This window comes from Streptomyces sp. NPDC028722 (genome assembly GCF_040637655.1).
Taxonomy (GTDB): Bacteria; Actinomycetota; Actinomycetes; order Streptomycetales; family Streptomycetaceae; genus Streptomyces.
The window spans coordinates 92,256-105,258 of the sequence record NZ_JBEZWU010000015.1; the positions used below are offsets into that span (position 1 = coordinate 92,256).

General features: G+C 73.3%; 13 protein-coding genes. 6 read left to right on the forward strand and 7 right to left on the reverse strand.

Annotated features, from left to right (window positions below; genetic code table 11):
• Positions 1-111: 111 nt before the first annotated feature.
• From AB0F03_RS22860 to AB0F03_RS22880, 5 genes are all read left to right on the forward strand, one after another.
• Positions 112-1,185, forward strand: a complete 1,074-nt coding sequence (locus AB0F03_RS22860) for an SAM-dependent methyltransferase (protein ID WP_361994971.1) — start codon at positions 112-114, stop codon at positions 1,183-1,185.
• Complete coding sequence (locus tag AB0F03_RS22865) at positions 1,185-1,571, forward strand: cupin domain-containing protein (RefSeq protein WP_361994973.1); 387 nt, start codon at positions 1,185-1,187, stop codon at positions 1,569-1,571. Before AB0F03_RS22860 ends, AB0F03_RS22865 begins: the two co-directional genes overlap by 1 nt.
• Positions 1,568-2,656, forward strand: coding sequence for a histidinol-phosphate transaminase (locus AB0F03_RS22870; RefSeq protein ID WP_361994975.1), 1,089 nt, complete (start codon positions 1,568-1,570; stop codon positions 2,654-2,656). Before AB0F03_RS22865 ends, AB0F03_RS22870 begins: the two co-directional genes overlap by 4 nt.
• A 67-nt stretch (positions 2,657-2,723) precedes the next feature.
• Positions 2,724-3,767, forward strand: a complete 1,044-nt coding sequence (locus AB0F03_RS22875; protein ID WP_361994977.1) for a methyltransferase — start codon at positions 2,724-2,726, stop codon at positions 3,765-3,767.
• Positions 3,764-4,615: a hypothetical protein gene (locus AB0F03_RS22880; protein ID WP_361994979.1), complete on the forward strand. Its 852-nt coding sequence runs from the start codon at positions 3,764-3,766 to the stop codon at positions 4,613-4,615. The genes AB0F03_RS22875 and AB0F03_RS22880 overlap by 4 nt, the downstream gene beginning before the upstream one ends.
• Before the next feature lie 253 nt (positions 4,616-4,868).
• On the opposite strand, the gene AB0F03_RS22885 is transcribed toward AB0F03_RS22880, so the two are convergent.
• The 4 genes from AB0F03_RS22885 to AB0F03_RS22900 are packed head-to-tail and all read right to left on the reverse strand — an operon-like array spanning position 4,869 to position 8,675.
• Complete coding sequence (locus AB0F03_RS22885) at positions 4,869-5,579, reverse strand: alpha/beta fold hydrolase (RefSeq protein ID WP_361994981.1); 711 nt, start codon at positions 5,577-5,579, stop codon at positions 4,869-4,871.
• Complete coding sequence (locus AB0F03_RS22890) at positions 5,576-6,967, reverse strand: class I adenylate-forming enzyme family protein (protein ID WP_361994983.1); 1,392 nt, start codon at positions 6,965-6,967, stop codon at positions 5,576-5,578. The genes AB0F03_RS22885 and AB0F03_RS22890 overlap by 4 nt, the downstream gene beginning before the upstream one ends.
• Complete coding sequence (locus AB0F03_RS22895) at positions 6,964-7,512, reverse strand: polyketide synthase (protein ID WP_361994985.1); 549 nt, start codon at positions 7,510-7,512, stop codon at positions 6,964-6,966. The genes AB0F03_RS22890 and AB0F03_RS22895 overlap by 4 nt, the downstream gene beginning before the upstream one ends.
• Positions 7,509-8,675, reverse strand: coding sequence for a beta-ketoacyl synthase N-terminal-like domain-containing protein (locus AB0F03_RS22900; protein ID WP_361994986.1), 1,167 nt, complete (start codon positions 8,673-8,675; stop codon positions 7,509-7,511). Before AB0F03_RS22900 ends, AB0F03_RS22895 begins: the two co-directional genes overlap by 4 nt.
• 268 nt (positions 8,676-8,943) lie before the next feature.
• Between AB0F03_RS22900 and AB0F03_RS22905 the strand changes: the two genes are divergently transcribed.
• Positions 8,944-9,741 carry an HAD family acid phosphatase gene (locus tag AB0F03_RS22905; RefSeq protein ID WP_361994988.1) on the forward strand — a complete coding sequence of 266 codons (798 nt, stop codon included), beginning with the start codon at positions 8,944-8,946 and terminating at the stop codon, positions 9,739-9,741.
• Positions 9,742-9,880: 139 nt separating this feature from the next.
• On the opposite strand, the gene AB0F03_RS22910 is transcribed toward AB0F03_RS22905, so the two are convergent.
• From AB0F03_RS22910 to AB0F03_RS22920, 3 genes are all read right to left on the reverse strand, one after another.
• A complete protein-coding gene (locus AB0F03_RS22910) occupies positions 9,881-10,741 on the reverse strand; it encodes a hypothetical protein (protein ID WP_361994990.1) in 861 nt (286 codons plus the stop codon).
• On the reverse strand, positions 10,738-11,307 hold the full coding sequence (locus tag AB0F03_RS22915; RefSeq protein WP_361994992.1) for a SigE family RNA polymerase sigma factor: 570 nt from the start codon (positions 11,305-11,307) through the stop codon (positions 10,738-10,740). Before AB0F03_RS22915 ends, AB0F03_RS22910 begins: the two co-directional genes overlap by 4 nt.
• Positions 11,308-11,512: 205 nt before the next feature.
• On the reverse strand, positions 11,513-12,973 hold the full coding sequence (locus AB0F03_RS22920) for a penicillin-binding transpeptidase domain-containing protein (protein WP_361994994.1): 1,461 nt from the start codon (positions 12,971-12,973) through the stop codon (positions 11,513-11,515).
• Positions 12,974-13,003: the final 30 nt, after the last annotated feature.

A 13,003-nucleotide genomic window follows, 5' to 3' on the forward strand; every position in this document is an offset into this window, starting at 1 on the left:
CGAGACCGGAAAGTCGCCGGCACCGACCGCATTTTCGCCGGCTCCGACCGGAAAGTCGTCGGCCCCGACCGGGAAGCCATCGGCCCCGACTGAATCAGGAAGGCTCTTCTCGTGACCGCTCCCGTTTCCCGCGACGGCATCCAAGAGGCAAACGACGGTGTTCTCCTCCCCGCGGACTGGCGGGGAGGCGCGAAGACCCCGCTCGACGCCGACACCGCGTTCAACGGATTCATCTCCACGAACGTCGTTTTCGCCCTGGCCCAACTGGGCCTGTTCACCTGGTTCGACGACAACGGCCGGCTCGACATCCCGGATTACTGCCGGGCGGGACAGCTGGACGAAACCGTTCTGCGCCGGCTGCTGTCCGCCGCGGAGACATTCGGGTATCTCGTCCTGACCGGCGACACGGTCGCACCCACCCCCGCCTGGGACGAACTCCGCCGGAAGATAGGGTTCTTCACCTGGGGGGTGGGCGGATACCACGACGTGTTCGCGAACGCCGCGTCCCTCGCGCGCGGAGAACGCGTCTTCGGTACCGACGTCCTGCGCGACGAGGGCATGGTGGCGCTCGGCTCGGCCCAGGCCGACCTGGCGCTCATGCGGCACATCCTCGACGAGCAGATCGCCGCACTCGACTTCACCGTCCTCGCCGACCTCGGCAGCGGCATCAGCGAGCGCGTGTCCCGCCTGGTGAAGTCCCGCCCCGGAGCCCGCGGGCTGGGCCTGGACATCAGCGCGTCGGCCACACGGCTGGCCGCCGGCACCGTCGCACGCCACGGCCTGACCGACCGCGTCCAGCCGATCTGCGCCGACGTCCTCGACGTCCTCTTCCGGGGCCGCCGCATCGAGGGCGCCGACGAGGTCGACGTCGCGATGAGCTTCATGTTCCTGCACGACCTGCTGGTCGACCCCGGCACGCGCGGGGACGTCATCCCGGCACTGCGCAAGGCTTTTCCCCACGCGCACACCTTCCTGCTCGGCGACACCACCGTCCGCCCGCGCGGCGAGGGCGACACCCTGCCGGTGTTCTCCAGCGGCTTCGAGCTGGCGCACGCCCTGATGGGCGTCCCGATCTACACGCGCCAGGAGTACGAGAACCTCTTCCGCGAAGGCGGCCTGCACCTGCGCCGGACCATCCCCTTCGGCGCCCCGCACACCTACCTCTTCGTTCTGGAGGCCCAGTGATGAGCGACCGACGTCCGGGCGAGGCCGAGATCATCGGGGACCTGCCCATCCCGCTCGCCGTGGCCGGCCACCACCAGCCCGCGCCCTTCTACCTCACCGCCGACATGTTCGGCGGCCTGCCCGTGCAGCTCGCCGGCGGGGAACTGACCGGGCTGATCGGCAAGCCCGTCGCCGCGCCGCACACCCACCCGGTGGACGAGCTGTACCTGCTGGTGTCCCCCCACAAGGGCGGTGCCCGCATCGAGGTCCAGCTCGACGGCGTACGGCACGAACTGCTCTCGCCCGCCGTGATGCGCATCCCGGCCGGCAGCGAGCACTGCTTCCTGACCCTGGAGGCCGAGGTCGGCAGCTACTGCTTCGGTGTCCTGCTGGGTGACCATCAGTGACCCGGCCCCCCGCCGCCGACGGCAACGCGGCACCCGCCGGCCCCGGACAGCCGTTCAACACACGCGTCGCCGGAGCCGACGACCTGATCCGCCTGCACCTCAGCGAAAGCCCCTACGGCGCGGGCAAGGCGGCCCTGCGGGCGGCCGAGCGCGAGCTGGCCCGGGTGAACGTCTACCCGGACCCCGAGCGCCACGACCTGGTCCACGCCCTCGCCGAGCACTGGGACGTCACTCCGGACCACATCGCCGTGGCCAACGGCAGTGACGAACTCGTCCTGGCCACCGCCCTCACCCTCGGGGACCGCACCCGCCCCGGCCTCGTCACCGACGGCACGTTCCCCGGCTACCGCACCTGTCTGGAACTGACCGGACGCGGCTGCACCGCCGTACCGCCGGCCGGTACGGACGTCGACGTGGCGGCGTTCGCCGCGCGGTTGCCCGGGCACGGGATCGGCTACCTCTGCAACCCGCACAACCCCAGCGGCGCGGCCCACACCCGCGAGGAGCTGACCGCGCTGGCCGACGCCGCCGCGCGCAGCGGGGTCCCGCTGGTGTTCGACGAGGCGTACATGGAGTTCGCCGGCCCCGACGCCCCGCAGACCCGCGACCTGCTGGACGGGGACGCGCCGCTGCTCGCGCTGCGCACCTTCTCCAAGGCCTACGGACTGGCCGCGCTGCGCGTCGGCTACGCCGTCGGCCGGCCCGCGCTGATCGCCGTACTGCGGCAGACGCTGCGCGCCCTGCCGTTCAGCGTGAACCGGCTCGCCCAGGCGGCGGCCGTGGGCGCCCTCGGCGAGCAGGACTTCCTGGCCGGGGTGCGCCGGTCCACCGCCGAGCGGCGCCGCTGGTTCACCGCGGAACTGGACCGCCGCGGGCGCGCCCACCTGCCCTCCGTCACCAACTTCGTCGCGGTCGCCGCCCGGGACTGCGCGCTCGCGCAGGACCGGCTCGCCGCCGACCACGGCATTCTCGTTCGCAATGCCGGCCTGTTCGGATTTCCCGGATACCTGCGCACGTCGCTCGGCACCCAGGAAGACCTCGTCCGGTTCCTCGACGCCCTCGACGAGATCGAGAAAAACCCCTGAAACGCCTCCCGGATTCCTCGGGGACGCCCGGCGAAAACGCTGAACGAGAACGACAAGGAGCAATTGCGTGTTCCGTCAAGACCCGTTGAACACGATCCTGGCCCTGGGCTCCGGGTTCACGCCCACCGCCGTGCGCGTGACCGCGACCCTGCGCCTGCCCGACCTGGTGGAGCAGGGGCACCGGACCGTGTCCGCCCTGGCCGCCGAGACCGGCACCGACGAGCAGTCCCTGGGCCGCGTCCTGCACTACGTCAGCCTGCTGGGCCTGTTCACGCGGACCGAGGGCCCCGAGGGCGGGGAGACGGCCTACGAGCTGACCGACGTGGGCCGGGTGCTGCTCGGCGACCACCCGAGCAACCTGCGCCGCTGGCTGGACCACGAGGACCCCAGCCGGGCGATGGAGGCCCGCTTCGAGCCCGCCATCGCGCTGCTCATGGACGCCGTACGCACCGGCGCGCCGGTGTACGAGCAGGCGCACGGCCGGCCCTTCTGGGCGGACCTGGAGGCCCACCCGGACATCGAGAAGTCGTTCAACGCGGGCATCGCCCGCATCGCCAACCGGCTCGTCCCCGAACTGGCCCGCATCTACGACTGGTCCTCCGTCCGGCACGTGGTCGACGTCGGCGGCGGCAACGGCTCCCTGCTGCTGAAGCTGCTCACCGAGCACCCGGCGCTGCGGGGCACGCTGCTGGAGCTGGAGAGCGTGGTCGAGGAGGCCAGGGGGACGGTGTCCCCGGTGGCCGACCGCTGCGAACTGGTCGCGGGCAGCTTCTTCGACCCGATGCCGGCCGGCGGCGACGTCTACCTGATCGCCAACACCCTCCACAACTGGAGCGACCGCGACGCCGGCCGCATCCTCGGCCGCTGCGCCGAGGCCCTGGAACCCGGCGGCCGGGTCGTCGTCGTGGAGCGGCTGCTGGACAGCGGCAAGGATCCGGTGATGGCGAGCTACGCCGACCTGCTGATGCTGGTACTGCTCGGCGGGCGCGAGCGCAGCCAGGAGGACCTGCGCGCCCTCGGCGGCGCGGTGGGCCTCACCCTGACGGACGCGCGGAAGTTCGAACTGCCCGGTCACTGGCTGATCGAGTTCACCAAGGGAGGGACACGGTGAAGCGCTCGCTGAACCCCGACGAGCCCAACGCGCTGCTGTCGTACGACTTCGACCGGGGCAGCAACTACGAGAGCGTCCTGCATCTCACCGAGGCCCTCGGCGCGCTGGTCCCGGAGAGCGAGACCGAACACCCTGACCAGCGCTTCTTCCAGGTGGCGCACCTCATCACCGAGTACGCCTGGGTGCAGATCCACTACGAGCTGCGCCGCGCCCTCACCCACCTGGACCACGACCGCCACGCGCAGGCGGTGCGGCTGTTCGACCGGGCCACCGCGCTGAGCGAGATCACCGTGCAGGCGGTACGGCTGATCACCGACCATCTGCCGCAGCACGGCCTGCTGATGATGCGCAACGCCCTGCCCGAGGACGCCACCGGACTGGACTCGCCCGGCTACCGCAACCTGCGGCGCGTGGCCCGGCCGGTGTGGAAGGCGTACGAGCAGGCGGTGGAACGCGCCGGGCTCTCCCTCCAGGACGTGATCGCCCAGCAGGACGACGGCTACACCGGCCCCGGTTCGCCGCAGGCGCAGGCCCTGGCCCTGGTCCGCGAGGCGATGCTGCGGCTGGACGGCAGTGTCCTCGGCTGGAAGCAGCACCACCTGATCATGGTGTGGTCCCAGCTGGGCGGCCAGCCCGGTCTGCGCAAGGAGAGCGCCGAGACGGACGCGGCCGGGCTGCCGCAGAGCCTGGGCGGCCGGTCACTGGCCACGCTGGAGGCCCGCTCCCAGCTGACGTTGTTCCCGGAGCTGTGGCGGGCGGCGGAGGAGGCCTACTGGCTGCTCGGCACCCGGCACGACACCGACGCCCCGGTGCGCGGCGGCGGGAACGGCTGCCCGGTACAGCACTGACCCGGCCGTACGGACGAGCGGGCCGTCACCCCACCCGGGGCGGCGGCCCGCTCGCCGCCGTGGTTCCCCGGCCCGCTCGCCGCCGTGGTTCCCCGGCCCGCCGGTGGCCCCTGCGGCGCGCTTCCGGGGCTGCCGGTGGTCGCCCGGTGCCGTTCCGGGGCCGCCGGTGGTCCATGCGGCGCCGTGTCCGGCCGGACGGCGGCCCGCCCGTCGTCCCGGGTCCCGAATCCCGGGTCCCGGGTCAGTGGTCTGCTCACCCGTGGGCGAGGTCCAGGAGGCGGGCCGTGACCTCCTCGAAGCGCTCGTGCGGGAAGAAGTGACCGCCTTCGAAGCCCTCCACGCGGTGTCCGCCGCGCGTGTACTGCCGCCAGCCGGCCATCACCTCGGGAGGGGTGTCCGGGTCGCCGGTGCCGTACCAGCTGACGAGGCCGCTCTCCAGCGGCTCCGGCACGGGGTCGGGGCGGTGCCCGGCGACCAGCGCGAGGTCACCGCGGATGACCGGCACGAACTGGTGCCGCATCGGGGACCGGCGCAGCTCCGGCGGGATGCGGCCGTGGCCGGCCAGCGCGTCGAGGAGGGCGTCGTCGTCACCCCGGCCGAGCAGACGGCCGTACGGGGAGCCGCCGAGCAGATGCGGCGGGCGGGTCGCGGCCACGACGACGAACGCGGGGGCAGGCCGGCCGAGCGCGTGCAGGGCGCGGGCGGTCTCGTAGGCCAGCAGGCCGCCCATGCTGTGGCCGAACAGCGCGTACCTGCCCGGCGGGTCGACGCGGTGGGCGAGGTCGGCGGCGGCGTCCCGCAGTGTCGCCGGCCGGGGCTCCCGGGAGCGCAGACCCTTGCCCGCGGTCTCCAGCGGCAGCGCCCGCAGTCCCGGCGGCAGCTCGCGCCGCCAGCGCACGAAGCTGCGGGCGGAGCCGCCGGCGTGCGGCACGCAGTACAGGGTGAGCGGTTCCGGCGCCGTCACTTGTGGTGCTCGCCGGCGCGCAGGTGCCGGACGCGGACCGTCAGCGGCAGTTCGTTGCGGGTCAGCAGGGACCGCAGGTGGCGCCGCAGCTCCGCCTCCGTGGGGGGTACGGCGGCGTCCACGTAGACGTCGAGCTCCACCATCGCGGAGTCGTCGTCGCCCGCGATCCTGGTCGCCGCGCGGACCACGCCGGGCAGCGACTCGGCGGCCCGGCGCACGGTCGCGGTGGACACCTTCTCGCCGCGCACCACCGCGAAGTCCGACGAGCGGCCGTGGACGTACACGTACCCGTCGTCGTCCACGTGCCCCATGTCGCCGGTGGCCAGCAGGTCCGGCTCGATCAGATCACCGCGCTTGGACGGCGCCGGCTCGCCGACCCGGCGCCGGTAGACGGTGTCGGAGCGCACCAGCAGCTCCCGCTCCCCGGTGCCGGAGGGGCGGGTGAGGACCTCGACGCCGGCCAGGGGCAGCCCGACCGAGCCGTGCCGGTGCGGTGGTTCACGGTGCGCGGCGAGCGTGGACACGCGCGGTCCGGCCTCGGTGAGCCCGTAGGTCACGTACAGGCCCAGCTCCGGGTTGAGCTTGAGCAGCCGGGAGACGTACGACGGATCGAGGGCCTGGCCGCCGACGGTGAGCGTGCGCAGCGGCGCGGGCAGTTCACCGCCCGCGGCGACGACCGACTTCACCAGGCTCGGGGTGAGGGAGGAGAGGGTGACGCCCCGGGCGGTGACCGTCTCCAGGTGGTCGGCCACCGAGAACGGCGGTCCCGCCATGACCAGGCGGGAGCCGCTGACCAGCCCGCCGAGGACCTGGGCCACCAGCGCGAAGGAGTAGTAGACGGGCAGGCTGACCAGCGCGGTGTCGTCCGGCCGCTGGCCGATGGAACGGCTGTGGCGGCGGGCGTTGCGCAGCAGGGCGTCCATCCGGTGCAGACAGCCGGTGGCCATGCCGGAGGTGCCGGAACTCATCAGGACGACGTGGCCCGGCCCGTGGTGCCGGTACGGCCAGTCGGTGAAGACGCCGATGTCGGCGCCGCCGGCGCGGGTGACGTTGGTGACGCCCTCGGTCCTGACCGCCGCCCGCACCAGCGCGCAGGCGCCCAGTTCGCGGGCCACCTCACGGACCCGGGTGGCCGGGGTCGAGGGGGACAGCAGCACGGGGGTGTGCCCGGCGAGGGAGACGGCGAAGAAGAACCGCAGGGCGCGGAGGCCGTTCGGCAGGGCGATGACGACGACCGCGCCGGGCGGGGCGGGCAGCGCGGCGAACCGGTCCACCAGCGCGGACAGTTCCGGTGGGTCCTGGGTCGGCGACACCTCTTCGGTACGGGTGAGGAAGTCGGCGACCATGGTGGGGTCGAGGTGCTGTTCCGTCGTGTTCTGCGCGGTCATGTTCTCCGGGGCCTCCGCGTGGGCGCCGGCCCACTGACGACCAGGCAGTGCGCCCGGTGCTTGCCTTCGTCGGTCGTGGTGTGGGTGACGACCAGGACGTGTGCCGCGCCGGGCGGGTCGCCGAACAGCCAGTCGCCGCACAGGGCCCGGGCCGGTGCCACGGCCGCCGCGAGCGGCATGGGCAGCATCGACACCGGGCCGTGGAAGCCGAACGCCGAACAGACCGTGCCGGCCAGGGAGCCCGGCCCGGCACCGGCGAACCGCATGGGGGAGAGCCGGCCGCGCGGGACGGCGTCGGCGAGCGCGCGCATGGTGTGCCGCGTGGCGTGCTCGCTCACCCCGATCAGGCCCACCTCGGCGGGCCGGTCCGGTGCGGCGTCCCCGCACTCCGCCAGAGCGGCCGCCACCGCCTCGGCCAGCAGCCAGGCCACCGGGTCGGCGTAGACCCCGGCGATCCGGCGCCGGACCGTGCCCGGGTCGTCGGTCTCGACACCGGCCGCGCCGGTGACCACGGCGCCCTCGGGGCACCACTGGGTGTGGTTCACGCGGTGCTCCCTTCCGGGGCCGACAGGACGAGGCAGGTGTTGAAACCGCCGAAGCCCAGGGTGAGGCTGATGCCCAGGGAGCCGGTGACCTCGCGGCCGGCGCCGGCCGCCAGAGGCACGGTCAGCTCCGGCATGACGGCTCGGGTGTTCAGGACCGGGGGCACGCTGCCGTGGCGCAGCGCGAGGAGCAGGGCGATGGCCTCCAGGGCACCGGTGGCGCCGAGGGTGTGGCCGAGGGCGGGCTTGGTGGCGAAGACGACGGGGTGCGGGGCGGTGCCGAAGACGGTGCGGTAACAGGCCGCCTCCGCCGTGTCGTTGGCGCGGGTCCCGGTGCCGTGGGCGTTGATCACGGCGATGTCGCCGGGGCGGGCCCCGGCCCGGGCCAGGGCGTGCCGGACGGCGAGGACCGCCCCGGCTCCGGTCTCGTCGGGGGCGGTCGGCCCGGTGCCGTCGTTGGAGGCGCCCCAGCCGGCCAGCTCGCCCAGGACGCGGGCGCCGCGGGCCGCGGCGGCGGCCGGGGTCTCCAGCAGCAGGAAGCCGGCACCCTCGCCGAAGAGGGTGCCGTCGCGGCCGGTGTCGAAGGGGCGGACGGTGCCGGAGGCGGAGAGGGTGCCGAGCGCCCGGTGGCCGAGGAGCTTGCCCGCGGTCAGCAGGTCGATGCCGCCGCACAGGCAGCGTTCGGCCTCGCCGCGGGTGAGCAGGGCGGCCCCGGTCAGCACGGCGTCGGCGCCGGAGGAGCAGGCGGTGCTCACCGAGACGGACCGGGCCACACCGAGCTGCCGGGCGACGGCGGCGGTCAGGGCGTGCGGCGGGGTCTCGGCGGCGTCGTCCAGGTGGGGGCCGAGGCTGCTGCCGAGGACGAGGGTGTCGACGTCCCCGGCGGGGCAGCCGGCGTGGCGCAGGGCGGCGGACGCGGTGGTCACGGCGAGCCGGACCTGACGCCGGGACGGGCTGCCGTCCGCGGTGCCGTCCGCGGTGCCGTCCGTCAGGAGGGCGGCGGCGGGCGCGGGCAGCGGGCCGTCGCCCGGGAGGGGCCGTATCCCGGCGCGGCCGTCCCTCAGATGCTGCCAGACCTCGTCGAGGCCGTCACCGAGCGCCGTCGTCCAGCCCATTCCGGTGATGCGTACGGCCCGGTCGTGGTCGGTGACGCGGAAACCCCCCAATTAATCCCCCAAGTGCAGTGATAAATGCGCCGGTCCGAGCACGGTATGACCACGATCTGCCGACCGGGATTTTATTTGCAATACGAAATCTTATGTTAAACGACGGGGTTATGGGGTGGCAAGGGAGGTGAGCAGCGAGAGCTTGACGGTCCGTCAGGCCGGCGCGGTGCGCGTATCGATCGGGTAAAAATGCTCGCCGTCCGCGTGTGATGCGCGTAGACAGTGCGTGACCTGGTACATCACTCTCATCCACCGATCCGGAGAATTCATGAGGAAGTCCCTCAGGGCGGCTGCCGCCGGCGCCGCCTGTGTCGTCGCCGGCGCGGCGCTCTACGGCGCGGGCGCGGCCACCGCCGGCCAGTCGACGGCGAACTCCACCCACGAGCCCTACAACATAGGCCTCTTGGAGAAGGACATCGACACGTACTACGGCACCACAGCGGACAGTCACGGCGTCTACCAGGCGTCCCCCGACAGCCCGTACGCCAAGGACCTGGCGCGCATCGACGCCGACGCCAGGACCGCCATCGACAAGGCCGCCCGCAAGGCGCACCACCGGGGCGAGAAGCCGGCCGTCGTCTTCGACATCGACGACACGCTGCTGCTCAGCCTCGACTACGAGAAGCGCTACAACTACACCTACGACGGCACCACCTGGGCCGACTACGTGAACCGCGCCGACCGCCCGGCCGTCTTCGGCAGCCCGGAGCTGGTGCGCTACGCCGCGTCCCGGGGCGTCGAGGTGTTCTACAACTCCGGTCTCAGCGAGGCCCAGCGCACCGCGGCCGTGGCGAACCTGAAGAAGGTCGGCGCCGATGTGAACCTCGACGCCGGCCACATGTTCCTCAAGGACAAGGCCGCTCCGCCGGCCTATCTGAAGGACTGCGCCACCCCGGGCACCTGGACCTGCACGACCGTGCAGTACAAGGCGGGCACCCGCAGGCACATCGAGGAGGACCTCGGGTACGACATCGTCGCCGACTTCGGCGACCAGTACTCGGACCTGGACGGCGGCTACGCGGACCGCACGTACAAGCTGCCGAACCCGACGTACTTCGTCTCCTGACGGTCCGTCCCCCGTCCGCTCGGCCGCAGGTCCTGAGCAGGCGCTCGTACGCGGTTCCCGTCACCGGCAGCACCGTGCCGTGGCGGGGGCCGGCGGGGCAGCTCGTGGCAGCCGAGAGGTTCGATGCCGGCCGCCCGGCTCAGGAGCCGCCGTCCCCGGTGCCGTGCGGGGCGAAGTCGCCGGCCACGGCCCGGTCGTGGCCGTCCGCCGTGCCCGTCATGGTGTACGAGTCGTCCTTCGCGTCCCGGCCACCGCGCGCGTGGTCGTACTGCCCCGCGAACACCCACCGGCCCGCCGGCACCGTACGCCCCTCCTTCAGGGTCCAGGTGTAGACGAGGAAGCCGTCCCGCTCCTCGACGCTCTGGCTGAAGTCCGCCTCGGGGAGGGAGCGCCAGGCGCCCGCCGACGCCACCCCACCCGTCTGGGCGATCCTCAGCCGGACGGTGAGCGCGGTGAGCGGCTCCGTCGTCCTCAGGGTCAGATCGCTCTGGGCCCAGAAGTCGTTGCTGTGCGGGTCCACGGAACCGTCCGACCACAGCGGGCCGTCCTGCTCGGCGCGCGCAACCGGCGGCCGGGCCGGAGCGGTGGCGCCCGGCGTGCGGGAAGCGGACGGCGCCGGCGTACGGGACGGCCCGGTGCTGTGCCGGCCGGGCGTCGGCCGCGCCGTGGCGGACGGCCGGGCCGGCGCGTCCGGGGACCGGGCCGGCGCCGGTGCCGAGGACGGTGACGCGGCCACGGTCCGCCGCGCCGGCGGTGCGTCCTTCACCGCGGACGCCACCGCGTACCCGGCGACCGCGAGCATCCCGGCCACCGCCGCGGTGGCGGTGGCCACCCGGAACCAGCCGGCCACCGGCGGCCGTCCGGCCCGGTGGCCGGACCGGGACGGCGCGGCCATGCCCCGCTCCACGCGCGCCAGGATGCGCGCCCGGTCGGGTTCGTGGGCGCCGGCCGCCTCGTGCAGCCGGGCGCGCAGCTCGTCGTGCACGTCCTGCTGCCTCATCGGTCCCTTCCTCCGCTCTCGCCGCCCCCGGCCGCCATCGCCGCGCGCACCCGCCGCGGATCGTGCCGCGGGCCGAGCAGCCGCTGGAGTTCGGCCATGCCCTTGGACGTCTGGCTCTTCACCGTACCCACCGAGACCCCGAGCGCCAGCGCGGTGTCCTTCTCCGACAGGTCGAAGGCGTGCCGCAGCACCACGCACGCCCGCTTCCGGAACGGCAGCCTGCGCAGCGCCTCCTGGACGTCCACCACGCCGGCGACGTCCGGGCCGTCGGTCCGCTCCTCGCCGCGCGACCAGAAGAGCGCGATCCGCCGCCGCTCGCGCACCGCGCCGCGGATCCGGGTGCGGGCCAGGTTGGCCACCACACCCCGGGCGTACGCGGCCGGACGGTCGGCCGCGCGCACCCGGTCCCAGCGGTGCCACAGCGCCAGCAGCGCGTCCGCCGCGAGGTCGTCGGCCGCGTCCGCCTCACCGGTCAGCAGGTGCGCCAGCCGGGCGAGTTCGGCGTAGTGCCGTTCGAAGAAGGCGCGGAACTCCGCGGAGGCGGCGTCGTCCACGACTGTGCCCACGGGTGACCTCTTCTCGGTACGGCTCGTGAGTGTCATGTAAATGACAGGCGAGGGTCCGGAGGAGCACCCGGACGGAGATCCGGAAGCGTAACAGTGATCGTTTCGTGTCCTTGTGCGGGGGGCCGGACACCGTGTGGCCGGCCGAACCTGACTGTGGCACACCACGGCCCCCCGCACGAGAGGGCGAACGCACCGGGCGGACCGCCTACTTCAGCGCCGCCCGCATCATCACCCTCGCGACCGGCGCCGCCAGGCCGTTGCCGCTGACCTCCGAGCGCGCCGCGTCCGACTGCTCGACCATCACCGCGACGGCGACCTCCTTGCCGCTGCTGTCGGACCTGCCGTACGAGGTGAACCAGGCGTACGGCGTCTTGCTGTTGTTCTCGCCGTGCTGGGCGGTACCGGTCTTGCCGCCGACGGTCACCCCGTCGATCAGCGCGTTCGTGCCGGTGCCGTCCTTCACCACCGTCTCCATCGCCGACCGGAGCTGCTCGGCGGTGGCGGAGCCGAGGACCTGCTCGGTGCCGGCGGCTCCGGCGTCGTCGTAGTTCTTCACCACATCACCGCCACCGTCGGTGGTCCGGGACACCATGTGCGGCGAGACCAGCTTGCCGTCGTTGGCGATGGTCGCGGACACCATGGCCATCTGGAGAGGGGTGGCCGTGACGTCGAACTGGCCGATGCCGGACAGCGCCGTCTGCGCCTTGTCCATGCCGGAGGGATAGACGCTGGCGTAAGCCCGCACCGGCACGTCCTGCCGGTCGTCGTCGAAGCCGAACTTCTCGGCCATGGCCCGTACCTTGTCCTGCCCGAGCTGGACGGCCATGTGAGCGAAGACGTTGTTGCAGGAGTACTGGAGGGCGACCCGGATCGAGGCGTTCCGGCACGGAGCCGACCTGTTCTCGTTCGGCAGCGCCCGCACCGTCCCCGGCAGCGTGTAGGGGTCGGGGCTGTCGGTGTGCTCGTCCACGTTCCGGTACAGCCCGTCCTCCAGCGCGGCGGCCGCCACGACCAGCTTGAACGTCGAGCCCGGCGGCAGCGGCTGGCGCAGCGCGCGGTTGGTGAGCGGCTTCTCCTTGTCCGCCGTGAGCCGCTTCCAGGCGGCGCCGGCGGTGTTGGCGTCGGTGAGGGAGGAGGGGTCGTACGACGGCGTCGAGACCACGGCGAGGATCCTGCCGGTCCTCGGATCGAGCGCGACGGCCGCGCCCTTGTTGTCACCGAGCGCGCGGTAGGCCGCCTTCTGCACGGCCGGGTCGATCGTCGTGATGACGTCGCCCGGCTCGGCGCGCTCCCCGGTGACCGTGTCCAGCACGGTCTTGAGCCGGGTGTCGGTGCCGTTGAGCAGGTCGTGGTAGATGCCCTCCAGCTGGGTGGGGGCGTAGGCCTGCGAGGCGTAGCCCGTCACCGCCGCGTAGAGCCTGCCGTCCGTGTACGTCCGTCGGTACGCGAGGTCGCTCCCCTTCGTCCGGGCCGAGCCGGTGATCGCGTTCCCGGCCACGATGATGTTCCCCAGGGGCCGCGAGTACGTCTCGATCGCGTTCCGCCGGTTGTCGTTGTCTTCCGCGAGGGCCTTGCCGTCGTAGAACTGCACCCAGGTCGCCCTGACCAGCAGAGCGAGCACGAGCAGCAGCGCGAAGACGGACGCCCGCCTGATCGTCTTGTTCATCCCGCCCGGAAGACGAGCGGGGGCGGGGCG

Bases quoted from the DNA above. Each gene is read 5' to 3' on its own strand.
- AB0F03_RS22865 (WP_361994973.1), top strand. From the start codon at position 1,185: ATGAGCGACCGACGTCCGGGCGAGGCCGAGATCATCGGGGACCTGCCC.
- AB0F03_RS22890 (WP_361994983.1), bottom strand. From the start codon at position 6,967: ATGACCGCGCAGAACACGACGGAACAGCACCTCGACCCCACCATGGTC.
- AB0F03_RS22905 (WP_361994988.1), top strand. From the start codon at position 8,944: ATGAGGAAGTCCCTCAGGGCGGCTGCCGCCGGCGCCGCCTGTGTCGTC.
- AB0F03_RS22910 (WP_361994990.1), bottom strand. From the start codon at position 10,741: ATGAGGCAGCAGGACGTGCACGACGAGCTGCGCGCCCGGCTGCACGAG.
- AB0F03_RS22920 (WP_361994994.1), bottom strand. From the start codon at position 12,973: ATGAACAAGACGATCAGGCGGGCGTCCGTCTTCGCGCTGCTGCTCGTG.